This window comes from Ohtaekwangia kribbensis, assembly GCF_042676245.1.
In the GTDB taxonomy this organism is placed as follows: domain Bacteria; phylum Bacteroidota; class Bacteroidia; order Cytophagales; family Cyclobacteriaceae; genus Ohtaekwangia; species Ohtaekwangia kribbensis.
On the sequence record NZ_JBHTKA010000001.1, the window covers coordinates 426,727 to 453,262 of the forward strand.

Annotated in this window: 17 protein-coding genes; 1 reads left to right on the top strand and 16 read right to left on the bottom strand. The window is 44.9% G+C overall.

What is annotated here, in order from left to right; all coding sequences use genetic code 11:
- Positions 1 to 3: 3 nt before the first annotated feature.
- From ACFQ21_RS01820 to ACFQ21_RS01855, 8 genes are all read right to left on the bottom strand, one after another.
- Positions 4 to 4,038, bottom strand: a complete 4,035-nt coding sequence (locus ACFQ21_RS01820; RefSeq protein ID WP_377573982.1) for a hypothetical protein — start codon at positions 4,036 to 4,038, stop codon at positions 4 to 6.
- Between the two features lie 12 nt (positions 4,039 to 4,050).
- Positions 4,051 to 7,602 (bottom strand): hypothetical protein, encoded by a 3,552-nt coding sequence (locus ACFQ21_RS01825; protein ID WP_377573985.1) that lies wholly within the window; start codon positions 7,600 to 7,602, stop codon positions 4,051 to 4,053.
- A 23-nt stretch (positions 7,603 to 7,625) separates the two neighbouring features.
- A complete protein-coding gene (locus ACFQ21_RS01830; RefSeq protein WP_377573987.1) occupies positions 7,626 to 9,701 on the bottom strand; it encodes a fibronectin type III domain-containing protein in 2,076 nt (691 codons plus the stop codon).
- Between the two features lie 6 nt (positions 9,702 to 9,707).
- On the bottom strand, positions 9,708 to 14,339 hold the full coding sequence (locus ACFQ21_RS01835) for a hypothetical protein (RefSeq protein ID WP_377573990.1): 4,632 nt from the start codon (positions 14,337 to 14,339) through the stop codon (positions 9,708 to 9,710).
- 798 nt (positions 14,340 to 15,137) lie between these two features.
- Complete coding sequence (locus ACFQ21_RS01840) at positions 15,138 to 15,470, bottom strand: hypothetical protein (RefSeq protein ID WP_377573992.1); 333 nt, start codon at positions 15,468 to 15,470, stop codon at positions 15,138 to 15,140.
- Positions 15,471 to 15,636: 166 nt separating this feature from the next.
- The gene (locus ACFQ21_RS01845) at positions 15,637 to 15,900 is read right to left on the bottom strand and encodes a hypothetical protein (RefSeq protein WP_377573995.1); all 264 of its coding nucleotides are present in this window, start codon (positions 15,898 to 15,900) and stop codon (positions 15,637 to 15,639) included.
- A 277-nt stretch (positions 15,901 to 16,177) separates the two neighbouring features.
- Positions 16,178 to 16,573, bottom strand: coding sequence for a hypothetical protein (locus ACFQ21_RS01850; RefSeq protein WP_377573997.1), 396 nt, complete (start codon positions 16,571 to 16,573; stop codon positions 16,178 to 16,180).
- A 25-nt stretch (positions 16,574 to 16,598) separates the two neighbouring features.
- Positions 16,599 to 17,312 (bottom strand): hypothetical protein, encoded by a 714-nt coding sequence (locus ACFQ21_RS01855; protein WP_377574000.1) that lies wholly within the window; start codon positions 17,310 to 17,312, stop codon positions 16,599 to 16,601.
- A 748-nt stretch (positions 17,313 to 18,060) separates the two neighbouring features.
- Between ACFQ21_RS01855 and ACFQ21_RS01860 the strand changes: the two genes are divergently transcribed.
- Positions 18,061 to 18,495, top strand: a complete 435-nt coding sequence (locus tag ACFQ21_RS01860; protein ID WP_377574002.1) for a tetratricopeptide repeat protein — start codon at positions 18,061 to 18,063, stop codon at positions 18,493 to 18,495.
- 7 nt (positions 18,496 to 18,502) lie between these two features.
- Here ACFQ21_RS01860 and ACFQ21_RS01865 read toward each other — a convergent pair whose 3' ends face one another.
- The 8 genes from ACFQ21_RS01865 to ACFQ21_RS01900 form a co-directional block, all read right to left on the bottom strand.
- A complete protein-coding gene (locus ACFQ21_RS01865; RefSeq protein WP_377574005.1) occupies positions 18,503 to 19,381 on the bottom strand; it encodes an RDD family protein in 879 nt (292 codons plus the stop codon).
- A gap of 99 nt (positions 19,382 to 19,480) precedes the next feature.
- Positions 19,481 to 21,073, bottom strand: a complete 1,593-nt coding sequence (locus ACFQ21_RS01870) for a transferase (protein WP_377574008.1) — start codon at positions 21,071 to 21,073, stop codon at positions 19,481 to 19,483.
- 11 nt (positions 21,074 to 21,084) lie between these two features.
- Positions 21,085 to 22,044: an ADP-ribosylglycohydrolase family protein gene (locus tag ACFQ21_RS01875; protein ID WP_377574011.1), complete on the bottom strand. Its 960-nt coding sequence runs from the start codon at positions 22,042 to 22,044 to the stop codon at positions 21,085 to 21,087.
- Positions 22,028 to 22,468, bottom strand: coding sequence for a hypothetical protein (locus ACFQ21_RS01880; RefSeq protein ID WP_377574013.1), 441 nt, complete (start codon positions 22,466 to 22,468; stop codon positions 22,028 to 22,030). Before ACFQ21_RS01880 ends, ACFQ21_RS01875 begins: the two co-directional genes overlap by 17 nt.
- The gene (locus ACFQ21_RS01885) at positions 22,465 to 23,388 is read right to left on the bottom strand and encodes a ribose-phosphate diphosphokinase (RefSeq protein ID WP_377574016.1); all 924 of its coding nucleotides are present in this window, start codon (positions 23,386 to 23,388) and stop codon (positions 22,465 to 22,467) included. The genes ACFQ21_RS01880 and ACFQ21_RS01885 overlap by 4 nt, the downstream gene beginning before the upstream one ends.
- A gap of 15 nt (positions 23,389 to 23,403) precedes the next feature.
- Complete coding sequence (locus ACFQ21_RS01890) at positions 23,404 to 24,855, bottom strand: nicotinate phosphoribosyltransferase (protein WP_377574019.1); 1,452 nt, start codon at positions 24,853 to 24,855, stop codon at positions 23,404 to 23,406.
- Positions 24,856 to 24,924: 69 nt separating this feature from the next.
- Complete coding sequence (locus ACFQ21_RS01895) at positions 24,925 to 25,824, bottom strand: NUDIX domain-containing protein (protein WP_377574022.1); 900 nt, start codon at positions 25,822 to 25,824, stop codon at positions 24,925 to 24,927.
- Between the two features lie 9 nt (positions 25,825 to 25,833).
- Positions 25,834 to 26,466, bottom strand: coding sequence for a DUF4291 domain-containing protein (locus ACFQ21_RS01900; protein WP_377574025.1), 633 nt, complete (start codon positions 26,464 to 26,466; stop codon positions 25,834 to 25,836).
- Positions 26,467 to 26,536: the final 70 nt, after the last annotated feature.

Here is a 26,536-nt window from a genome sequence, read left to right on the forward strand (position 1 = left end):
ATACTAAAGAATTTGCTGAACTCTAATTACCCACTTTTGCAGCGACTGATCAAAAAGAGGAGCTGCAATTACCTTAAACTGACTACCTGCTTTAATGAGAATCTCAGGTCTCGGCATACCTCCATACAAAACGCCATCCGCCAAATCTGATATTTCCTTGCCCGTTGTATGTGCAATTTCAAAAATAACATTCACATCCGAACGGCCACTGAACGATGCACCAAGAGAACCTCCGCAAGAAGTAAAATCATTCCACAGTTTAGTATTTCCCAAGCTGTAATCCTTGATAAAAGCTTGCAGCATGGAAGGCTCAATTGCAATACCTCTATAAACCTTCGCACCACTATAATTTGGAAGCTTTTTAAGTGCTCCGTTTATCAATTCGGTGACTTCTTTTGTCTTATCTGCATTTACACCATTCCTCAGGTTGGCATTTAATTCCTTATAAAAAAGTTTCGTTGTATAACCCCACAATGCAAAAGCTTCATCAGAGGTTAATCTATAGGCGTTCTTGTTAGCCAGGTAATACTCCATGTCCCTCAGGAATTTTTGACCTGCTCTTGAGTAATGATACTCCGTAAAATATGTGGCAATCTCGCCCTCTGTTTTTCCAAACTTCTTCATGGCAGTCATAAAGGCCGGAGGAATTCGTTTCCTTATTAAAAGGTAATCGACCATTTTTTTCGCATCCCTTGTCCAATCCTTTATACCAAGGCGATCTTCTATCTTTTCCAATAAAGCTTTATACTTCGGACTCGATGCTATCCAGGTCGCTGTACCGGTCATCAATCCACTGGCTGCAGAACTTTGAATGATAGGCTTCCAATCTATCTCCGTTATCACATCCGCCATGCCTGGATCTTTACCCTGCTTCTTTATTTTAGTATAGGCTAGCTCATATTGCTTACTTGCTTCGGTGGCAAAGCCAGTAGCTGCGCCACCCAATGCAGATAATCCGGATTTCAATTTTCTGCTTGCGATGGGAGAAATAAAGGCTGGCAGGTTTGCCGTTACACAAGATATACCGGCCGATACAAGGGCTTCGGTTTTGCTGAACTCTTTGTAGCTCGTAACACTTCCAAAATCCGCGAAGGAAGGTTTATTTGCTTCTGCTACCTCGTCATCGAATTGCATGGTCATCCACGTAGCGGTATAGTACATGGCGAAGTCAAGACTCGCTCCTGTCAAACATTGTACTACCTGTGCAACCAACTCACCATCTTCGTCATTCTCCAGTATAGGAATGACTAAAGCAGGATCGTGTATTAAATCCCATTGATACTTATGCAATGCTACACCATCCGGACGCGTGTCCATCAGGTTATCGGTAGTGCCGTTTGCCAGTGAGGCGTATGTCTTATAGGTGTGTTCGAGTCGGAAGGCTCCGTGTCCTAATTCGTGGGCGATAGTTTTTACCAGTGACTGGCCGCTCGCTAAATCCATGTAGATGAATCCGGCTGTTTTCTTTCGGGGCATATAGCCGAGTTTGGTCTTGCTCTCCGAACCGGATACGAGGAAGAGATAGTATGTATCATCTTCCAATGCTTTCTTCTCTTCATACTCGCTGATGAGCGTTTCCATCTCCGCGGTATAATTGGACAGAAACTCGCTGTCTCCATCATCGAGTCCGTTGTTGTCTACGTCATACGAACTGGTAAACGGCTGGTCCTTCTGCACCGTCCACTGTACAACTGCTTTGCCATATATAGCATTTAGTTGAGATTGAATCTCCTGAATAGATATATCAAGCGTTGTTGTATTTACCGGCACCAATACCAGCTTGCGAATAACTTTACTATAGCTGACAACATTCAGACTTCCTGCTTCGGTTAATGTCTCTTTACCATCAGCACCGGTCGCCCGGATATAGGCTATAACTTCATTCTTCTCTCCTGCACCATAGCCATGCACACGTATATTTACTTCCTGCGGATTAGTGCCGGGCTGGGTCTGCAGAGTCCCCGTTGTAGAACGGAAGATAAGGTTCTGCGGTAATGGACTACCTGAAGGCGTTGAATATGCTTTTACCCAATCAAACGATCCGGTAGCCACAGCCTTCCAGGGGATATAGTATAGTTCTTTGCCTTTTTGCTTCGTCTCATAGTTCGATTCATGATACGGTCTATACTTATCCTGTAAGTTGTCGAAACCATAATTGGCGTCTTTAGCCTGCGCAAAGGCTATCGTATACGCTTCGGTATCAATAGCATCCTCGGCTTTACCTTCAAACTTCTCTTGTATAGCGTTGAATTTCTTTTCTGCTTCATCGCGTTTCAGCTTCGCGGCTTCTTTCTCTTCCGGTGAGGTTGCTGCGGCATAAGCGGCATCCGCTTTATCGTAAGCTTGTTTCGCTTCTTTCAGTTGTTTTACATCCTGTGTAATTTCATTGGCGAGTTCAGCCGGTAATTCTTCTTTGGCCTCCTTTACAACCTTGTCCGTAAGACTTTTCAACGAAGAAGAGTCCATCGTTACCGTGAGGCCTTTCAGTCGTGATACTAATCCTTCGTATCCGCGGAACTGATCGAGTGTCTCATCTATATCTTTTATCCCCTCGCCTTTCGATCCGTATTTTGTTACGACCTCTCCGCTGATGAGCTGATAGCCTGTATTTACCTGTATGCCACTAAACGTTACACTTACCTTGGCCTTGCCTAAGAAAGGAACCATGACATATCCTTTACCGGTAAATGTGCCGGTGCCGCTTACCTCCTGTATCTTTACCGGGAAATCACCGGCACGAAATACATCTCCAACTTTCAGGTTTTGTATAGCTTGCTTGTTGGATATATCCGGATCAGGTACAATGCTGCAGTTGACAAATGTCTCTGAATTCCTCGCGGGTACTTCTACTGTTTTTATTTCGCTGAACGTTGGCTGATCGGTATTACAGAATGCACCGACACGATATTCATATACCTGTCCCGCCTGCATATCGTATACCAATGCCATGGCCTGCTCGGTCTTCTGATCGAACCAGGCTCCATCATCTTTACCTTTTTGTCTATACGTAACTACAAATGACCGGTGATTGCGATCGGCTGCCCAGTTAAATTCAAGATTACCAAAGGTACCGGGTGTCGCTGCTATACCTGCGGGTGGTGGACATGTGTCCTGGTACGTGAACCAATATATTTCGCTATAGCCCTGATTCCGGAATACATCTACCTCTTCTACACCACTGCGGGCATGGGCACGTACACGCCATCCGTAGCGTTTACCTACAATCAGCAACGGTTGTGACGGACCATATAGCAACGTGGTAGAACGTGTCGTTGTCTCATATAGCGGAGCGGCCGATTGAAAAACAATCTCGGGAGCTAATGATGTGTCCCATAACTCGACCAGTTGAAAATCATACTCGGTCTGAAAAGCAGAGTTCGGAGAATTGAGGTGACGTGGTGTCCATTGGAAGATAATGTTCTGAGGTTCCTTATAGGCAATGGCTTCTCCCTTGCGCGGTACATTTAATAATGGCGGATCGCTCAGACTTATCCATGCCATGGCACATCCCTTAGCACTTGCTACCTGTCCGGATGAAACTTCAACGGCTTCGAAACAGAATTGATAAAATCCTTCGGGCAAGCGAGCCTGCTGCATATACTGTTGTCGCGTAATGCCTGAGAAGTCGAGGTTCTCCGGGTTGAAATACGGAGCAAGATCAGACAACGATAAACGCACGGGTACACCGGCATCCAATGCTATAACCGGTACATCTGCATACGTGCGGGTTCGCAGTTGCACCGTCTGACTTTCAATGATCATGCGAAGCTTTACGTTGACCACGGGCTTGTTCAAGTCGCGGTTGGTAAGAATTACCACAAGTTTCTCACGACCCGTTGCATAATACTCACTCAGCTGAAGTGTATAGGGCGGACGAAGCTGTGTGTTTACCTGCACGGGAAACTGTGCCCAAGCCGCCTGGCAAAGCATCAACAACAACAGGAGTATACTTTTCGAAAGCATCTTCCTTGTAAGGATATCCGGGATAGCGTTAACGATTTTCGGTATATATAGCATGTGCATCCAGTTCATCGACATCAGAAAAATTTACTAGTAGATCGTTACGCGAAGTATATAGTTCCCTTTGGCAGTTTCGAGCAGCAGGAAATATACTCCTGATGCCAGGTTCAGATCGTATGGCAATTCGTAACGCTGACTGCCCAGTGCTTCGCGATCGTCTACAATAACATTGCTTGCCACAGAGATCATCCGTATGCGAATCGGAGTTTGCTCGCGCAACCCGATGATGGCTGAAAATTTACCATCGGATGGATTCGGGAAAACTGTAAACTCTTCGAGGAAAGGCGACTCGTCTTTGGTGCCCTCATCAAATGTACCTGCCACCACTACGATCGGCTTCGAGAAATCTTTTTCACAACCTTGTCTGTAGGCACGCATGTACACTGTGTAGGTACCGGTGTCGGCAAAGGTTAATTCAGCTTTGTTGATCAGCGATAATGCAAACTGAACATCGCCCTCGGAAGCCCACCACGCTACGCTGTCGGGTTGCGGGTCGCTGATGTTAACCAGTGTCACCAGTTTATCTTTAAACGCCTGCGTAGTAACAATAAACTCGGCACCTATATTTACCTGTATACGCCTTATCGCGATGGCATCTTCACCGTGGCATTCGCGAGAATCCACAACGTGCACAGTATAGGTTCCATCTTCCGAAATGGTTACTATACTGGTTTGCGCGATAAAGCCGTTCGGACCACTCCATTGATATTGCGCGCCCGGATCATCGATGGTTGCATCAGCGATATATACCTGGTCGGTACATAGCGTACGATCTTTACCCAGATCTACATGCACCGGAGCAGGATCGATCAATTCATATCTTCTATAGTTTACGCAATCATTGTCGTCTGTAATCCTCACCGTATAGACACCGGCCGGCAATTGATCTATATCTTCTGTCTCAGCACCATTGCTCCAGCTATATCGGTAAGGAGGCGTTCCCTGTATCACGGTTATGTTGATGCTTCCGTTTTCATAACCAAAGCATTGCGGATTAGTAAGCAGACTATCTACCTGAAGCGGTGAAGGTGATACAACACTTCCATTCGCGGTAGCAGTACAGCCGCGCACATCCTTTACCAGCACAAAGTACCGACCTTCAATAAGGTTTACGTTCAAGGCCGTGGTTGCGCCATCCGACCAGCTATAGGTATAAGGCAATGTACCACCGGTCGATGCAACCTGCGCTGTACCATCGGTTCCGGAGCTACAGCTGATTGGTGTCGTAGTTACCGCTGCCGTCAATACATCCGGTTCTACCAACAGAAACGGATCGGACAGCCTGGCTATATTATTCTTATCGCGGATGCGCACTCGATATATACCCGTACGCAACTGCGTGGCTATACTGTCCTGCTGAGTGATTGACTGCGGTGTACCGTTTACATCTTTCAACCATTCGTAGCGGTATGGAAGATCGCTCGTATAGGGCACACCTCCTTTTGCATGCGCCACGAGTTCGCCATCATCGTATCCATGACAGCTTACAAAATGCCATTCAGCTATTGCTACTACGATGGGTGGCGGCTCGATGAGACGAAACGTATCACTTACCACCATACACCCCTTACGATGATCAGGATGTGCTACTGTATATTGACTGTCATAAGCACGGAGTTGATAACGTCCATCACCCAGACTATCAATGTTCGCCTGATAACCTTGTGCCAACGGTGCGTTGTTATAGAGTGAATCCGGCAACAGGTTTACCGGATCGAACCACTGCACGGCATAACTTTGATCCGGGAATGGTGTACCGCCTACCAATATAGTCTCTATATATCCATCTTTATAGTGGTACGCAAGAGGATCAGTCGTCTTTGAAAATCCGATGTGCAGCGAATCGGTCGGTTGATTTACCAGCACGGCCTTGGCACGCGCGGCATCCATACACTGATTGCCATCCATCACTTTAAAACCATATACACCGTAGCGAAGAAACTCCAACGTATGCGTAGTTGCTTCGCTGAATGTTACCAGCACGGAATCCGTAGCGCCCACTGGTAAATATTGAAAGCGATAATTACCAACACCACCATCTGCTGTGAGAAGAATCTTACCATCGCCACCATTATAACAATGTACAGCCTCCGGTGTAAGTGTTGATGTGATCGGTCTCGGCCGTATCAACTCCACGTTGCGCGCATGGTTAACGGGGTTATCAGTAAACGTAGGTACTTCTTTAAATTTACCGAGTAACCTGATCTGGTAATTCCGGTCTGAAAAAAGTCTGCGTGGCCAGGAGAAACTATTGTCTGCTTCGAGGGTAACATCAATGAGCTGATCGATCGTTACGGTATTATCCGCAGCATCCGTAACCAGGATGGTGAGACGCTCAGGCTCTCCGGCTTCACTCACATGCAAAGGTCTGTCGAAAACTACTTTGAATGATCCATCCTGAGGTTTATCATAACAACGGTCAGGATCCGGTGTAACCGAAACTATGTTGGGAGCCGAAAGTCTTGCCGACAGTGTAAGCGTTTCTGATTCCGCTCCGTTACAATCGACAATGATCTTGAAGAAGATATTGTTGTTGTGATATTTCCAGAATTCATTTCCAAGAATATCATAGCCGGATATCTCAAGTCTATTTCTGCCTTGAAATTTAGCCGGAAGGTTTGTCCAGTTTACACCATCCCAGCTATATACCCAATGGTAGAACGAAGCCGGGTTTCCGCGAGGCCCGAGTAAAACAACACGATTGCTCGTATCCGAAGGCAATATATAGGAGGTGTTCGGCCCATACTTCAACGGGAATTTTATCTTCCGGTATACAACCCGAAGGCTACCCGCAGGTGCGTCCGGGAAAAGATTGAATGGGTAAGTAACATCAAGGGTGTTGGTAAATGCCGGAAGATCGAACGAATGCGAGGTGTTAAAATTACGAACGATGCGACCGTTAACCGTTTGACCAGCCGTAGTCAATAAAACCGAACGCACATCAGACTTCAACAAAACGATCGAGTCTTTTCTGTTCACGGTTGTGCTTCTCCCCCATGAATCGAGATAGCCGGAGAAGACACGATCGCTGCCACCGCTGGTAAACATAGCGTCCAGTGCGTAGGATGTTCTTCTGCGGTTGGTTGCATTGTTCGGCATGGACAACGTTGTGGTGAGGCGTTGTGCCACCGGCTGTATATCAATTGTTATATCACTGCTGTTAAAACCTCTGAAAACATTCCGGTATAGCCTGTTCACGCAGGGATAATCGGTATTGAGATCCAACGGCAGGTATATATTTCCTTCATCAATTCGTCTATACCCACACGAACGGTATCGGGGACTTTGACGGTGTGCTTTACCAAACGCAATAACACGTCTTACGCGGTTGTCGCTTCGGAATGAGAACTTGCGATAGAAGGATACCGTACCCCCCCCACCGTGTCCGTTGCTTACAATGGTCTGCGTTGAGCCATCCTCAAATTCCAGGATAACATCGTAGCGGCTTCCGCAGCCGGAACTCAAGTCACCGCCATAGTATACACCACCGGATACGGTGATCATATACTCATTGGAAAAATCCGTTTGGGCAGCAGTCTGGTAAAAAACTAACAACAAACAGAATTGTAAAAGTCTTTTCATAGATCCTTACGAAATAGTGCGTACTAATATTTAACCTCCAACCATTTGATCTTGCTCACTTCTCCCTTTCGGGTAACCACACGTATACCATAGCTATACTCGGTATTCACGGTCAGCTTTTCATCTACTGTGCGCTTCTCTTCGCGCTTCAGTACACGCCAGAGTGTAGCGGGCGAACCTTTCTCAGCCTTGTATAACTGGTACTCCTCAACATTATCCTGCGTATCACGCCAGAATAATTCGATATAGCGGTTCTGACGGTCGATATATACATCAAAAGCATTTACCGTCAGATCGCCCGGTCTGCGAATTACTTTTATACTTACCGGTGTAGAAGGCTTTGACTCCAGCCCGCTGGAATCACCGGCCACCAACGTATAGGTATATACAATGCCCCCCGTTACATCGGAATCTTTATACTCACCGGTGGTGTGGGGACCGAATTGTTTGATGCGTTTCCAGTCTTTCTCTTCCTGGGCCTTTCTATAGATGGTATGCGATGCTATATCATCATCGTGACTGTCTGACCAGCGTAACAGTACCTCATTTCCAGTCAGCTCGCACTTGGTAAACAACGGACTGGTTGGAGGAACGATATCTGGTTTTATTGCTGCCACCGGTGCCGTGAAGGCGGATTGATTATAGCGCTGGTCCAATGCCGTAACGATATAGTATACCTTGCGATTGGTAATGCGCATGCTTACACTGTCGGTAAAGGTGGTGCCGGTATAAACTGTATCGGTGAGCGGTGTAGGTTCTGCGTCCTTTACATACGTGCGGAATATCTTATAGCCATATATGTCTTTCTCGGTATTCGGTGTCCAACTGATCGTGGCGACACCCAGTGAATCGATGATGGCTTTCACACCCTGCGGAGCCTGCGGGGGTATACTATCCACCGGCTGCACCAGTACTGACATGGATGTCCGTGACGCTCCATTCACAGCATCGGCTGTAATGGTAAAGTAATTGGTCGGAAAGAGTTTAGTATAGCGGATCGTACGTTGAGTAGCGGGTATATTTTGCACCACCGGTATATAGGGACCTGCTTCGGTTTGAGACAGACTCAGGGTAAAACCACGGATCAATCCATTGCCCGCGCGCTCAAACGACCAGCTCAGTTCCATTTCACCGGCTTCGTTTACAGCGGCCTTTACGATGTGCGGCACATACTCCAATATCTTCTGACCTACCCCGGATACTTTTGCAGAAGGCGGCCCCAGTTCACTGAAGGAAGTTACACCACGCACGCGGTAGTAGTAGGTAACATCATTCATCCCCAGTGCATCTACATAGTGAATTCTGCCGGTAGGTTTTGCGGCATCACTCTCGCTCATCTGCATGATGGGACGCTCGGTAATTCTGTAAAAATTCTTGCCGTCTGATGAGCGCTCGATATAGTACGCGTTATAGTAATCTTTCAGCGAATTATAGTCCCAACTGATCACTGCTGTTTTGTCACTGAATTGTGCTGCGACTTCAGTTGGTTCCGGAAGCGGTTTGTAGTCTTTGAGTCCTATAAATACTGCCGCTGAATCAATCGCTAACTGACCTGCAGGTACTTTTGATTTGATACGATAGAGGTACTTCTCATTTTCCTTTACATCCGTGTCCGTCAGTCCCCAGCCCGCGAGTTGTGCCATGGCAAAATTCTGATCGGCCGCATATAGCGAGAGGGCAAAACGTTGTTCGAGTTCCTGCGCTTTGTTAATGGATGATAATATACTTTCCTTGTCGGTGCTGCTTACTTCAAAGCTTTCACCATACAACGCCTGTGCTATAATAGCTGCATACTCGTTGCTGTTGGCAGGCACGATCCACTGACTTTGTTCTGCCGGTTTAATGATGCCTATATATTTACGTTCCGGCTTGCTGAGAATAACACTATCGCGGATAACGGTATAGCGAACCACTTCAAAACCATGTTGATTGGACAACTTCCATGCGCGCGGCTGGTTTACTGCCCAGCGGATCAGGATCTGTTTCTTCTGTGCGCGGCCGAGTGCTTTAACATAATTCGTCCGCTGGCTATAGCTGGTCAGGGCTGTGCCGCACAGAAACAGCAACGTAAATACAATATAGAGACGATCTTTTCTCATGATGTCTTATCGGATCGGATTAGTATAAATGAACACGGCTGATGATCCCCGTTTTCCATTCGGAAGTATATATTGGAACTTCACCGGGTAATTGCCTGCACGGATCATCGGGTAGCCGCCCATAATGATGGATGCATAGCGGTTTTGTTGCTCCGTCCCCAGGAATGTATTCACCACCTGTGTTTGCAGATCGATGAAGTCCTGGTGGTATACATCCGGCAGGTTGTATATATAGGGAACACGTGTTGTGGTTATGCCACCCGGCTCCGAAAGTTCTGCCTGCATCTGGTATAGCGACATTATTGGTAATGCTCTTGACGGATAGAAACCAAGTGCTGCCGTATCGCGGTGCAATCTGATCTCATTCGCTACCGGGTACTCGCGGTATAACAACGGGTATATATCCTGTTTGTAGTAAGCATCCTCCGGAAGCGCTGCTACCGTTGACAAGGGCTGATGACCACTATATTGTGTACCGATAAGTTCCGCCACATCAAATCCTTCGTAGCTGGCTACCTGGGGCTGAAGACTGATCACATCCGAGGATATCTTTCCGATCAAAGGCTGTACAATGGTTATACCTTTGATCTTGTCGCTATACAAAGTATGTCTGCTGGTGTGAAAGGTATATTCGATCAGACTTTTTCCAAGATCAGTCTGCTGAACATCCGATGCCTGGTTTTGTCGAACCGTGAGATCACCTGCATCATTCTTGATCACTTGCTCTACAGCACCCTGCTGCGTTGACGAAGCATCGCGCGGCGTTGCCAGCATACCGATGGTATAGGCTGCGTTCAGATCTAAGGCATCGAGTGTAAAGTCAATACGTTTCTCGGCAACGTTGTATACTACTTCCTGTTTCTTCGCTACCTGCCCGGTTTTGCCTGTGCCGATCTCATAACGCCATGCATCCGAGAAGAGATACGATTGACCGCGCTTCAACTGGATATACCCTTCTCTGCTCTCATCACGATAATAGTTGCGTTGATCTACCACCGGGTACGCATACTCGATATTGGACAATGGTATATTATCCGGTGCATCGCCCGTGGTAAACGTTATCTCTTTAAATTCCAGTGCTTTTTTACCTTCTTCATATACCTGCTGCCAGGTAGTACCTTGCTGCAGTTCGAAGCTGACTTTTACAACAGCCTTCAGTTCTTTGTGTGGCGGCAACGTTTCGGTTGAATAGAAGGTAACGAGGTCGCGGTTGTTATTCCATACCAGCTTGCCCGGTATAGCCGTACCGTTGTCGGTTACTGTAAATTCTTCGAGCTTTATTCTGTACGACTTGCTGCCCTGATCATCTTCCACATAGAACGGATGTTCCATGCGCATGTTGAATGCTGCCTGCGGTGCCGCGAAGACATCAACATCTTTTGCCTTATCGATCGGCTTCAGATCCGCGATAACATTTAACGCCAGCGGACTTCCTGAATCATTTACAATTTCGCAGTCTTTACCCAATGCGACTTTCAAACGGAAGTTACCGCTTACCAATCCACCGAGTATATCTACTTTCACTGCGAGATATCCTTTAAACATCGTAGGGTTTGGCAGTCGCGCCTGCAAGAGTACAGCAGAGCCTCCGCGTAACACGGAGAACTTCTTGTTCATACCGAAGATCTTGATCTTCACGCCTACTTCACCCTGCATATAGGCATAGGCTTGTCCGTTGGCATACCATCCTCCTATACCGATCGGTTCTGTTTGTCCCACGCAGTGTGCATCGCCATAATCACGAAGCATAATATCGAAACCTGCTCCGGCCTTGAAGCTGGCATATAGTATAAATGAACGCATCTCACCGGTGTCCACCGAGAAGTTTGTTCCGAAGGCAAAACCTCTTCCGTCTTCCAGTGCGTTGGCATCGCGCATATAGTCGAGCTTGGCCATCTCAACACCTAACATATCGGCAATGATTGTCGGAGGCGGTGGAGAATCGAGAACTTTACTACCGGCCATGAAGTAGCCACCGGTCTTCACACTAAAGCTTCCAATACCAAACTGAATGCCCATGCGATCAACCGGTGTACCCATGTAGATATACCAGCTATCAGAATCTATATGCATGACTGACCAACCGGCACGGTTGTTATTTCCAATACCGCGTAACAAACCACCGGCAACATTTACATATACATCAAAAGTTGAGTGAAAGCTTTTGTTAGCGAAGTCCATCATCATGCCCACGTGCGCTGATATCATTCCGCTCTCGCCCATCTTTTTGGCATCGCCCAATAAAGCTGAAGCCGCCTGCGAAGGTTCATTTACTTTGAGTGTCTCTAAAGTTTGTGCAAGTACCGGGTTATCTTTTACAAAGGCATCTTCATACTTGGCAAAGTTGCTCTGTTGTTCCGTAACGAAGCCTTCAATATTTTCCGTACCCGGGATTTTACCAATGAATCGTGCATCGCCAAAGAAACCGATATAGCTTATACCAAAGCTCTTCGTGAATCCGATTTCAAAAGAAGCTTCACCATCTACAACGCTTCGTGTGGCTACGTTGAAGAGTACAGCTGCCTTGATACCGAAATGTACTTTATCATCCGGCACATAATCCATTACCGTTAACGAAGATCCTGCCTCTACTCCTTTCGGATGACGCTTCATGTGATAGAAAGCACCACCACCAAAACCATGAATCCGCAACGGTCCCACTACCGGTATTCCATCACCATACGAAACAGAACCTTCTACAAACCAGTAGCGATAAGTTGTAGAACCAAACATGGCCTGTGCCTTTACTTCTACTTTTACCGGAATAAATTTAGCCTGTAACTTGCCGGCTATACCATCGCCATAGATCGGATCATCGTCCAGTATACTCAGGGCACCTTCTATTTCCAGACTTCCACTGATGGTTGCCTTGATCTGGATAGCACTGATGCCGATGCCATCATACTTCCACGATTGTGTTCCGTCATCACGTTTCTCTAGTTTGCTTTTTACTTCGAGGCGTGTAGTCGCCCCGAATTGTCCTGACATCAGGTTGAGCTTCAGGTTGAAACCAAGTTTGGCTTTACCGTTTTGTGCTGTGAGGCCTATATCATTTATAGATACCGGGAAGTTGGCAAACTTCAATTCGCCTTTATATCCGAAGTACTCCACTTCTATATAGGGAGTCTCCGTCATGATGTGAAGTGACTTGAACTCTATGCCTTTAAACTCGCCCATGGCATCCGAACCATCTTCGTTCCTGGACACCTTCATACTCATGCGGCCGTGAAGCATTGCCTCCGGTCTGAACTTGTCATCCTTAAGTTTCAGTTGCACGTATGAGTTCGGATCGATCTCAACGGTTGCGTTAAGCGCAGAGAAACTAAACTTATTGCGTACAGTTACTTTCAACAGGTATTCATCCGGCATCATCACGGCTTCATACGCGAATGTATCTTTCTCGGCAATCGGGAGTCCGAGCATACCTTTGAACGATGCCCCCGTCAGGTTATTCGCCTCCAGTTTGATCTGCATTTCATCAACCGACAATTTCCAGCCAGACGCTGTACCTTTTTCAATTGGCAAAAGATTCTTGCCGGTAAAAGATCCTGTCAGACCGTTGTTGTCGATCAACATATCTGCCCCGATGAAGGAAATTCTTTTATCAGGATTCGTCTTGTCTTCAAAAGCTTCCGGCAACACAATCTTTACACTCTTGGCATATACACCTCGCCACAACTCGGTATGACCGGCTTCTAGATATTCAGCTTCATAACCTTCGGGATAAACAACGGACGGGCTATTGCGCAAATCACTGAAATCAAGAACGGCTGTCTCAATGCTGAAGCGCATATCCTTGATCAGCGGCATTTCAAAATCGGGCAGAGTAAATTCTACCAGTATATCATTCCAATCGGTTACAACCGTGGTGAAAGAACCCTTTACCCGTTTATCGGCACTCTCGTAACGTTTGCCATTGGGGTCTACGGGTATCAAGAGACTTCGCGGAAATTCTATATCGGCAGCAAGTCCTACTTCTTTAAAACCATTACAATCAAAACTGAGATACGTTTTGGACTCTGGAGCTGCTACTTTGGTATTGCTGCTTCCCTTGAGAATCAGCACGCTGGCCCCGCCATTGAAGCGGATCGGTATATCTCCGAGTAAAACAAGCTTGGCATCACCGACTATACCTCCTTCGTACGTGAGCTTGATTCCTTCCAGACCGAAATATAGTTCGCGAGGTTCCTGCGGGATGTCCAGTTTGGCAAACGCAGTAAACTCGGCATGACCCGCTTTAAACTTTACTTCGCTGATGGCAATGGTGATCGTAGTACTGTTGATTACCTTTTTGAAACCTATGGGAAGTTCGTGCAGCTTGTCGCTGGTTAATGATGTCACAAACGTTCCTAACTCGTTAAGTTTATCGATAGCAGCTTTGGCCTGCTCGCGCGTAAAGGCAGCCTCACCATCATCGCCTATATATTGTTTGAGATACGCATCCGTTAATTCACTTTCTGATGATTGTATCGAAAAATTCCGTTCGGTATACCCCGTACCTACCGGAAAAATCCGGTATAGCGCAGCATCATTTTCTACCCGACCCGGAGTAACCAAAGTAGAATCTTTCTCATGGCCAAAGACTTGCAGACCAGAAACCAGGAGCAACAGGATTAGACAGCGTGCCTGTGCAGACACAAAAAAGCTCTTAAAACACATGGAAGTGTAATGTTATTGACTAATAAAGGCGTAGTGATGTATAGCAGCTAGCGATTCAACGGCAAGTAAATTGCAATGGAATGATGATAAGGGTAGTAAAGTGTATTCATTTTGGTCAACGTTTAACAGGTTAGGGTGTAATAAACATCTAGAGGTAAATATATATATAAAATACATTATAACCTGATGAACGGTAGGACGAAAGACGACAAGTATACTAAAATGATCGCCCAATTGACGTTTTATTTACCGCCAATTGCCTGTACATATATACCTTAAAAGGCTGTGTAATTTTTTCCATGATTTGAGTTAAGAAGGATATACTCTTTAAATATATAGGCGTAGTGAACATTTTATAGCGAGTACCTGAGAATCAAATATTTAGCAGATATAAGAGACTTGGAAGTTGTCAGATTGACATAGTCTTCCGTAATAAAATCAGTTTACCAGAATTGGCGGCCTCCACAATCGCATTGAGTCCTTCATTTATATTACCTCTGAAAACAGTTCGTTCGGTAGCTGAACTGTTATCAACTTTGATCACTTCTTAAGAACCTGCTACGCACCGCTTGACAGATACAAAACTTGTGGTTGGTCCCGGAACCTTACAGCTTAAGCAACGATATAAGAAACTCCCATATTGAACAAACGCGGCCATATTTTGTTTGACTCATTCCTCACAAACTAATTTTTGAAGCATAGTCTACTAACATAACACTTGATTTACTTCTTAGTCTAATACAGCTAACAACTTATTCCAAGAAAACCCCAACCCTCTCAACGTTTACGAAAGTAACCTATACTTCCGATCATTGATATCAACAAACTTGATACCCAAAGCCAATAACCGGCACTTAAACCAACGATGGAAGCCATTCTTCCATTCTCGGCCACGAGTATTTTATGCCAGCCTAAAAATGACAGGGCTATAGCGGTTGCCATTGTCGCAATCAGAATGCTGGAGCGATTGGACCCGATAAAAAAGGGATAGCGCAAAGATATATAGCGGATTTGCAAGCCAAATAATCCACTCCAGCGCACCTCCACCCAAAAATGAGATCGCTCCCATAAGCAATGCGGAGGCAGAACTAAATGTCTTTTGTCCATCATAATCGTTATATACTATAGCCGGCTGTGTCAGTGATACTATATACACGATTACGCTCAGGACCCCAGATTGAGTCTTTCAGTCTGTCCGTTTTCGGTAAAGGTTTCAAGTTGTAAGATGGTTATGTAATTCAATTGTATACCTACTTTGCAATCGCCAATTATGCTATCAATCCACAACATCATAATGATCAAGAACATCAAACCCGACCAGCCCGCGTTTTACTGTCACCGTCACTTTCGTAGCAGCATGAACACGCTTTGTATCGACATACTTGAAAACCAATTCCTTGTCCATTCCAAAGTAGTTAATAGTGACCAACGGTGAGCGTTTATCCCTGTTCCCTTTAGAGCCCGGCATCGAGCTTTTAGATTTTATTTCAAATTCTATACGCCTGACTTCACTATCTGCTCCGTAATAATTTACAGCCATGAATATATAGCAGGAAATAAAACCCCAGGAGATAATATTCTGAAACAACGGAAAGAATATACCCCGCGTGTTGAAATTCCTTTTATAGTGACTTCTGCTAAACAGGAATGTGCTCACCCCGACTGTCAAAATGATTGATATCGGTATTGTTACGCTAATAATAGTAAGTCTGTATAGATATACTTCGAAAATACTTAGTATCGCTCCTGTTATAAATGCTAAGCAATAAAATATCTTCCAACCCGTAAATAGCTTGCTTTGGTTCTTAACAGTCTCCTTACGCATAACAGTATATATCTATTTCTATTATGAATGAGTCTTGCCGGGCCCCGACCAGCCGTGCGGCTAAAGTAAATATTGTCCCGAACAAGATTATAAAAGTAAATAACAACGTAATTATTGTTACCGCTATCCATAGTTCGTTTTGTTCGTATAGTTCTCTAACCGAGTCGATCTCATTAAAATAATTGTTAGGCAACATGAGTGCAAGAATTAACGAACCGAATCCCTGCACAAATACCAGTGTTGCCATGACTCCTCCGCTGATTTTATATTTCGTATAGCCAATGGCATAACCACGCGTTGCTTTAACAGCCAGATAACCAAGTGCTGCGATGAGCAGAAAAACGATCCCTCCCCAGAATTTTGTCTCCGGTTTTACCCACGCGAACACGATACTATAAATACCATAGCTATATTTAGTTAAGCACTTTTGAATAGGCTATAGCTATAATGACAAGAATCACGATAATCATCGCCCAGCTGCTTCGCCTGGTTTTCACGTCAATATTTTTATTTATCTGTATTTCGTACAAAGTCCAACCAAATGTTATCGTTACAATAACAGCGCTTATCAATACCAGGTATTTGTTTGTGGAGACAATTATAGCAGCCATTAACCCCAGCAATGCAGGCGCAATGAACAGCGCCATCTTTTCAAGTATACTTTTGCCTGCCTGCACCTTTACTTCCATCAATGCGTGAAGATCCGATTCCAAAGCTTCGCGATTCGCTATATTATTGCTCACAATAATAACATCTTGTCTCGTCTGGCCCTTTATTAAAATGTTTCCATTTTTACATTTCACAATCTCCTTAATCGTGTCCTTCCTTAACGATATTGTTGGCATCATTTCCTGCTCGCGTACAATAACCTCATCATCGATCATCAGCAGGTAACTTTTAAATATCTTTCGCTGTTTGGCAAGATTTCTTGTAAAAGTAAAGGCAAATATGACGACAAATAATATCGCAGACACGAATGATGAGGGACTAATCTCATTTGCATCAACATCTATGAAACCTGCCCATGAACCTGCTATTAGCATAATCAGCAACAGCGGTATAAATATGAACAACATCTTTACCCTGATCTCTTTGAATCCGTCCGGGTTGTTTTTATAAACTTTCATGTATATGCACTTTATTTTACTCTATTTTTTTCTCATCCGGTATATAACCAAACCTATTGCAATGGCAACAACAACTCCGATGAGAACCTGGTCTCACCACTAAAACATCCATAGGAAACGTTGTGAACAAGAAGAAGAGAAAGAGAAATTGTAAATGGTAATACCGTTTTCATTCGAAGGCCAGGTAGTTAGGTATCTATTGAGCTTGCCAATACGTAAGGGGAACACAAATATATAAGAAATTTACACGCAGAACATACCGGCTGAATTTCATTTCAGTCGAATCCGGACAGCGGAATATGGGACTAACTTGCAGAGTCCTCTGAAAAGACATAGCCTTGACACCGATTTTTACTCTGTTAATGTCTTATTGCATCAAAAAAAGAAATTCACATAAACTGAGTGCAACGATAGCACCTATCGTACCGAAAAAAAAAAACGCTGCTTTCTTTAGCTTCTCATCGTTTTTCGTAGAGAGTCCCGATACAGCATACACTATAGTCATGACGATCCCTGCCAGACAAATTATTGATTTAACAAATGTTCCTAGAACAAGAAGGCTTGTTGTGTTCATTTTATTATGATGATTCAATACTCCCGCATCACTTCTTACTTAACGGCTTTTAGGGTACTGTCGGTAAATATAACGCTGTTAAAGTTAACGACAAAGGTATTATACACTGCAAGCTATGATCACTGGTAAATTCATCGGGATTCGTATATTTGAGTATTCAGCGACAGACAGAGAATGCCGACCATCGAGAGCTTGTTCGAGTTAGCCATTGAGCTTCGGGACAGCGGAAATTTGGACCACTCCATTGGAGTCTTATCAAAAATATTAGACCGTTATCCTGGTAACGAAAGTATATATAAGGTTTATGTCATTCGGGGTGGTATTTATGGTGACCTGGGAGATCATACCCTGGCACTTGAGGACTTCAAAAAAGCAACACATCTGAACCCGAAGTCGGAGCTCGCATCCCTCGGGCTATATATAGCGTATATTGAACTGGCCCAATACGAAGATGCCATTCACGAGCTGATCAGGTACCTCTCAAGTTATCCTGCCGAACTTTACAAAGATACCCTTGAAGAACTGGTAAACGATTTGCAACACGGCTACATGGCCGCGTACAAGGAAGACATTTTAAGGCTTGCCAGGCAGAATGGAATTCATCTATAGCTATTAACTATTCATTTTCAACAGGATCGCGCCAGTCAAGTGTTACATCTCTCGTTTGTACACTTCCTCCCATTCTATAAACATATCGGAATCTGCCTATAAATGTCTTCTCCGGAAACTTAATCAAAGCTAAAGCGATGGTCTTTGATTTCAACTGTTCAAAAGCTTCCTCACTGGGTAAGTAACTTTCCTTTATCCGAAAAATAACTGACACATATTTTAAATCTTCATTTTCGATTTTATCATAAACTCTTACGTCAGCATCCAATTCAGATTCTAAACTATCTGCGAATAGCTGCTCCGTTGCTCTACTCTCTGACTCGTTAAATGAGTTTTCAACATAGTTAATCTCGCGACCTTCTAACGTTGACTTCATTAGGTAGAAAGGGATGCCGATAACTGCGTACGCCAACGCCAATGAGATTACAACTGCTTTCCAATTCACCTTTTGTTCCGTTGTACCGGCAGGAAATGGAACGACCTTCGTGCCTGCTACAAAATCACCAATTCTTCTGCTGGGGTTTATCAAAGCTACGATAGCTTCCAGCGGCCAAAAACCTAAAAAGATATTTCTAATCCAACATTTAATAGGCGAAGCTGCTATACCTGTAGTATTATCCACAACCTGAAGTTTTAAAATTCGCTTTGCCGGACTTCTTCCATTTATTGAATCCTTGCACCAATAAACTGCAAAACCAATCAACATAATATAAACACTATTTCCAAAGAGACTTGCCTGTGGTCGATCATGCCCTACATTGAAGGCTTTACTAAAAGTCGCTACCATCCCAGGAATCGCCAATATCATCATTGCAAATGTCATGATAACGTGATCTAAAAACATTGCCGCCAGTCTCGTGCCAGCATTTACTTTTTGTTCGTTCATTTCCAAATTAAATTATAGTGTCTTTCACAACGAGCAATTATACGCCAACCGTAAAAAATAGTAACCTGCAACTAGTAACTTGAAGCCAGGGGCTAATTTTTACCGCTTTTCAGCAATCAAAATCATATTCGTAACCGGATATGAAAGCGCTTCAAGCTTACCGCTCTCTTCAATATATAGTGCTACTTTTCCTTTCAGGCGGTTGTCTACAATCCAGGTGTTGGTATAGGCTTGTGATTCGGGAGCTGTTACAAAGCCAACTTTTTCGAGCTCTGCTTTCCAGTCATCGATGCTCCAGAACGTAAAGGTCTCGTGCATTTCACTTTCCCAGTTATCGGTGTAGTCTTTGCGACTCATGAACTCACATGCATCGCTGAGTGATAGCTCTATATATTCTTTGCCGTTGATTGATTTTATCGCATAGCGCAATATATACCCTTCATGCTTGCGGAAGTCCTTGGCAAAGCGCAGAAATCTTCCATAGGTAGAAAGCTTGTTAAGATGCTGCGCCAGTTCTTCACGACTGACGAATGTCTTGTCGACTTCGGTATGTATACCATCCTCACGATTCAACTGCATGAGTACACGCTGATCTTTATTTACCGGCCCCACAACATCGCGGTTTACCCAAACACCCCCGTGGGTCAGTTCATCATAACGATTTTTGATGAAGGCCAGCAGATCCTGTCGACTTCCATACGATTCAATCTCATGCGTAAGCGATGATGTATGAATTGTATTCATCGACTCACGATCGAAGACCAATCCCGTTACGGCATTGCGCTGTGAGAAGAACACAAACGGATTTCTGAACTCTCCGTTATGCTTGCGCTGCTGACATATATCAAACAGGTGTCGCGCCACTTCGATACCGTAGAAGTCTGACTCCCGCAGCCGTTCATCCTGACAAGCCAATTTAATCCATGAACCTACCGCGCAACCTATATCACCAATACGTCCCGAGCGGATATAGGGAGCAGTCTCGGTATATTTCAATTCAGCAATGGTGTCCATCTGGCGCACGTAGGTGTTATAGTCGCGTGTGCCGGTGATGTCACCATCTTCGCTGATCATACGGTCTTTGAAGAGCAATTGGACTTTGGAGGCAAGCTTGTACTTTTTCCAGATGTTAAAAGACGAAGCATGTATATACTCGTTTATAGCAGGGTTGGTGTCCCACGCATCATCGGCAGCGATTTTCTCGACAATGTCCCACGGCAATGGTGTGCTGTGTTTCCAGGATGCCTTGTCAACGAGTTCTGCCGGAAGAATGGTGAAGCCAAGCGCCTGGTACATATCGAGCACAGGCGTAGAACAGATCACGAAGGTATTGGCCGGAGTTATATCCAGCATGCCTTCGCTCTCGTGCCGGATCCGTTTGATGGTATAACTGGCAAAGCTCGAAAGGTTTCCTACATCATCAATACCATAAATATAGGTTGGTATATTTAACTTTTCTGAAAATTCCTGGATGGCCAGTGCCCGCAGGTAAAACGGCAACGGGTTTCTGCGGGTATTACTATGGTTCGCGGAGGTGACAGCAAACACAATAGCCTCGATAGCATCAGTCTTAACTATATTTCCATTGATATCGGTGACCGGATTTGCGTTGGTGCGATCCAACAGCCTTTCGATATACTGAAACTGAAAATTGGTAAGGAGCTGATGGCGTCCCGGGAAAAGAAGAATCATTCGCGAATAGTTTACGCGAATATCTTCTTCTGCAGGCAATCTTGAAACGAGTTTGCCAATTTAATAATATCTGACTTGCGGGCAACGAGTTCACACCACTGAAAGGGAATGCTGCTATATCCGTAGTAAAGACCTGCCAGTGCACCGGTTACGCAGGCCGTTGTATCGGTGTCATCGCCTAAGTTCACAGCCTTCAGCACGGCATCTTTATAACTGGTTGTTGTCAACAGGCACCATATACTTGCCTCCAATGTATGGATAACGTAACCACCGGAATAAATTTCTTCTTCACGCAGGGAAGGAATCATACCTTCCAGTATCCGTATAAAGAGCGCTACTTCTCTTTCATTGAACGTTTGCTTCCTTGCAAAGTCACGTGCACGCACGGCCGTGTTTTTCAGTGCTATATTCTTCTCCGCTCCTTTCAGCAGTTCGCCTATATAGATTGAGAATATAAAGCAGCCGAACACTGATCGAAAGTGAGCGTGGGTGATGGATGATATAGCCTTTATCGAAGTATACAGTTCAGCATCACGCTGGTTTGCAAAATACAGGGAGGCTGGTGCAATTTTCATCAATGATCCATTGCCATTACTGCGCTCTTCAGTCTCACCGGAAAACCGGGCATCTTCTCCCTCCAGAATTCTACTCAGTGCCACACGTGTTGTTCCGCCTATATCGAACACATCTCCGTGTGCACTCCAATATCCGCCCTGCATCCATCGCGCAGACCTTTGTGCTATATCATTCAGATCATATCCATGTAGTAAGGATTCTGCGAGACAGAATGCCAATGAACTATCATCTGACCATGTTCCGGATGGCTGATCCCAAACGCCATATCCGATCATCTCTGTTACCGGATCTACTTTCAGCGTTGCGCGACTCTTAAATTCAACCGGCACACCCAGTGCATCGCCTATGGCCAGTCCTAAAAAACATCCGGCTATATTTTCAGTTTTTGACCTCATCCAGTATTTCTCTTTTTTGAAGAATTGCGAGAATGGCGCTCCAGTCGCTTTCACCATCAAAGCCGGCCTTGTCATCCATTAGCACGTTGAAATAAAATTTATCTTCGTAATATCCATAGGCACCGCAGCCTACATCCGGGTTGTCGTTGATGTGATCGAAGTATATACCATGCTGCGCAAAGTATGCTATATATTGTTCAATCTCATGCGGGTATGAACACGTATAGAGTATACGCACAATGTCTTTGCGTTTGCTCAGCATCTGCATTACTTCTTTCGCATAAGGGTAAAACTCCGTAGAGATAGCATTGCGCTGGTAATTCGGTCGTAGAATGGTTCCGTGTATATCAAACGCCCAATACGTCTTGTCCCAATTTTTTTCCTCCGCATTCCGGAAGCAATTTTCAATCGCACGCGTAATCATATCTGGCTTAAACTTTTATTGTTGATCAGGTTCTCCATCGCTTTGGCAAGTAACTCGGCACAGCTTACGATCTCTATTTTCGGATGATCGAGTTCTTCCACCACGGTATCGGATATATATAGTTTTTCAATTCTCGACTGCTCCAGGTTCTTCAGGGCCGATCCGCTTAATATACCGTGTGTACAATACGCACAAACTGATTCGGCTCCATGTTCCATCAAAAGATCAGCGGCTTTGCAAAGTGTTCCCGCGGTATCCACGAGGTCGTCTATAATGATAACGTTGCGTCCCTTCACATCACCAATGATTTCCATGTGTGCCACCTGGTTTGCCTTGAGACGTTCTTTATTGATAACCACCATCTCGCAGTCCAGGTGTTTTTTATATTGCTTGATGCGTTTGATGCCTCCGAAATCAGGACTACACAAGCAAAGATGTTCACGCTTGCAATCGCGGATGTGATCTACAAACAACCGCAGTGACGATAACGGATCGAGTGGCACTTTGTAAAATCCTTCGATCGCATTGGTGTGCAAGTCGAGTGTGATGATGCGATCGGCTCCCATTAATTGAATAATGTCTGCCACCATACGCGATGATATCGAGGTTCGCTGACCATCTCTCCGCTCCTGCCGGCTGTGCGGCAGGTACGGTATCACCAGCACAACTTCGCGTGCCGATGATCGTCTCGCGGCATCTACCGTCATCAGCATCTCGAAGAAATTCTCATACGGCATATTTACCTTGCTGATGAGGAATACGGTTTGTCCGCGTACGCTTTCATTGAACCTGACGAACAATTCACCATCCGAGAATTTTTCGGTGTGTACCTGGTGAAGCGGCAACTGTAACTGTGCGGCTATCTTTTTACCAAGCGCTACAGCTGACGGGGTAGCGTAGATTTTGATTGAGTTTTCCATGGACAACAATGATAATCAATTTATAGTCAAGGCGAGTTTCTTTTGTTCGCTTTCGCGTGATTGTTTGGCACGGTCGCGGATGTCTTCGAAAGTATATTCCCGGGTTATCACGCCGTTCTCAAATACCGTCTGTAATACATCTGCTTTATCCGATTCACCCTGACGTTCGGTTTTATAGTTACCATCTTCCTGCACGAGTTTCAGCTTGCCAGCCTTTGATGTTTTGAACGACTTGATCATCTCACCTCCCTCATTCATTTCCACGGGTGCTTTCTGCACATCAACGGCTTCACCGTTTACTTCTGCGTATGAACATTTCAGCGCGAACTTCTGTGTATCGCGATTTACTTTCTGCAGCAGCGCTCCGCCCATACCCAGCACCAGGTTCTCGGCTGATATACCTTTACTCTTGAGACTTTCATACAATTGAGGTATAGATTCGTGGTTGATGCCATCACCCTGTATTACACGTATCTGTGATGGCAATACACGGTATCCTTTGGAGTTTACGGTGAATCCGAATTTCTCAAAGAGTATATCGTATACCTTTAGCAATGTTTTTTCAGGATCACCGGAGTCAGGTCGTACCACCAGTCGCCCGTTGCGTTGCAAGATCTCATCGCGGAACTTACCACCCCACAAATCGCCTACGGCATTAAATATATTGTAGGAGTCAGACACGCAGGAAAGTATACCTTCGGGATATGCTTTGAGTACGTGATCGAAGACTTTTGATTCACCGGCCTGTCCTAACAGCGTCATGATGGAGTGCTCAGTTGCCGGTACAGATAGCCCGTATACCTGCTGTGCAGTATAGTATCGCCTGGCAAAGCGTGAAGCTTCTACCGTATCACTGCCCATAAAGCTCACGAGGTGAGCTGATCCTCCCAGACCTGCACTCTCTACTGAGCTTACACCGCGGAAGCCGAAGTCGTTCAGAACAAAATCGATCGCTGCGGCAGAAGTATCATCGGCTGTCTCTGCAAAATATCGCTCGACTATATTTCGAATCGTTGCCGATATAGTGGCTACTGTGCTCGGATACCATACTTGCATCAACAGTGTTTCCAGGAAGTTCGTGAGCCAGAAACAGCGCGGGTCAGTATTCTCGATCGTCATCAGCACATTGCTTACGGGTACTGTTGTTCCTTCCGGCACGGCTTTGATCTTTACGGGTAACTTTCCTCCGTGTTGACTCAATATATACTCGAAGTTTGCCCGGTTAAACACATCGCTTCTTCCAAATACACCATGCATCAGTTCTTCTGCTTCATCGAGGTCGGCCTGGGTGAATGCCTGTCCCTGCAGATATTCTTTCAGATAGTATTGCAATCCATAGAACATGGTGTTATCAAACACTCCTCCCCGACTTTCGAGGTAAGAGTATATTTTTGTAGTTCCCGGATAGTATAATTTATAGTGAGAATACTTGTAAGCGTCTGCGAGTAAGAGAAGATTGGTTTTCATAGTGCTTCATTTAGATACTTGGAAATTTGTATGCTGATTGGATAAGCTGTGAGCTGCGAGTTTTTGAGATCAATTCGTGATGTATTTGTTCAAAAGAACTTTGAGATGTTTGGTGTGTTCGGGGGCGGTTTGTTCGGCTTCGATCATTTTCTGAATGGTTTCGAGGGTGAACCAGCGTACTTCGGCTATGTCATCACTTCCTATTGCTTCGCCTTCTATATAGTCAGTTGAGAAGAGCGTGGTGATGATCTTGTCTTGTTCACTTTTGTAGCGCCAGTCGGCTACGCGGAAGGAGCCTTCGTACTGCATGGGTGTTGTTACGATGTCTCCGCACTCTTCTCGTAATTCACGTGCTGCGGCTTCTTCGTAGCTGTTGTCTGTGGGATCCGAGAATCCACCCAGCAATCGCCATTTGTTATCGATGTCTTTTCTGCCAAGCAACAGTTCGGTGCGATCATTTTTGAATACTGCAATATCTACTGTAGGGTATACTTTGAGGTATGTATTGGAGTATGCGTAGATGATACCGGTTCTGAATTCTTCAGAGTCCATTACTTTATCGCTGATCTGTTCGCGTATCAACGTGGCGCTATAGTTTCCGGTCTCGGGTAATTCAATAGTCTCGTTGTTGCCGGAGTAATAGCTCTTAAAGCTGTCGCGACTTCCATAGAGTTTAAAGCTTGATCCGGGAAATGTGTTGGCCAGCAATGTATCCAGGTTCTGCGACCATTTTGTATCCAGCGGGTGATCGGACAACGGCAACACCACTACATCGGGATATACTTTCTTGATCATCCGCTCGCGTGTCTGAAAATCCAGCGGGTTTCTTTTGCTTCCGCGCACAGGCGATACGCCTAATACAATCACTGTGGTATTGTGCTTCACCTTTACCGATTCAACCAGGTTCTTGTGCCCTTCGTGCAGGTAAGGCGACTGAAAGCGTGCGATAATTACTCCGATTTTACTCATACTGATTTATTATAATGATAATCCTATTTTTGAAGCGAGGTCTTTTGATTTCGGAACATATATACTTTCATAAGGCACCTGAAGCATATCGATCCTTCCACTTTTTAAATGTTCATGCTGCTCTTTTACAAACGGTGTTATATTCTCAATCTTAAGGATGAATTCCTTGCCGTACTTTTTAAGTGTATCGTCTTTGAGACCTAATTGTACAGCTCTTCGTTCGAGCTTATTTCCCCACGGATCATGGTCGGGGTCCCACTGTAATCGAACATCCTTCAACGTCAGGTCTTTTTTCCATGCATCCTCTGTGTTGTAAAACTCCTTATTGAAAGATGATATTACAGCCTTGTTCAGAATTTCATCGAAATGCTCGGTTGATAGTGTGATGGCAAGTATATTCTCCTGTCCTTCTTTTTCTGCCCATCCGCTTCTATACATCATCCACAAGAAATTCGGTTTGATCCATGACATCCGGTTATAGCTGAATTCCCCGCCAAAGTGCTGATGCTTTACTGCATAATCTGCAATTGATTGACGATAGGCCTGGTAAACTACGATGGTGTTGTTGGACAAGGAACCTAAAATATGTCTCCCCTCTTTTGGCAAACGGTTGTTGCTTTCTTCATAACGTTCCAGATTCATAATATTTATCTATTTGTGTATTATATACGCAAATGTATCTATAAAGTTGGTGCGCCACACGTTCAATTTG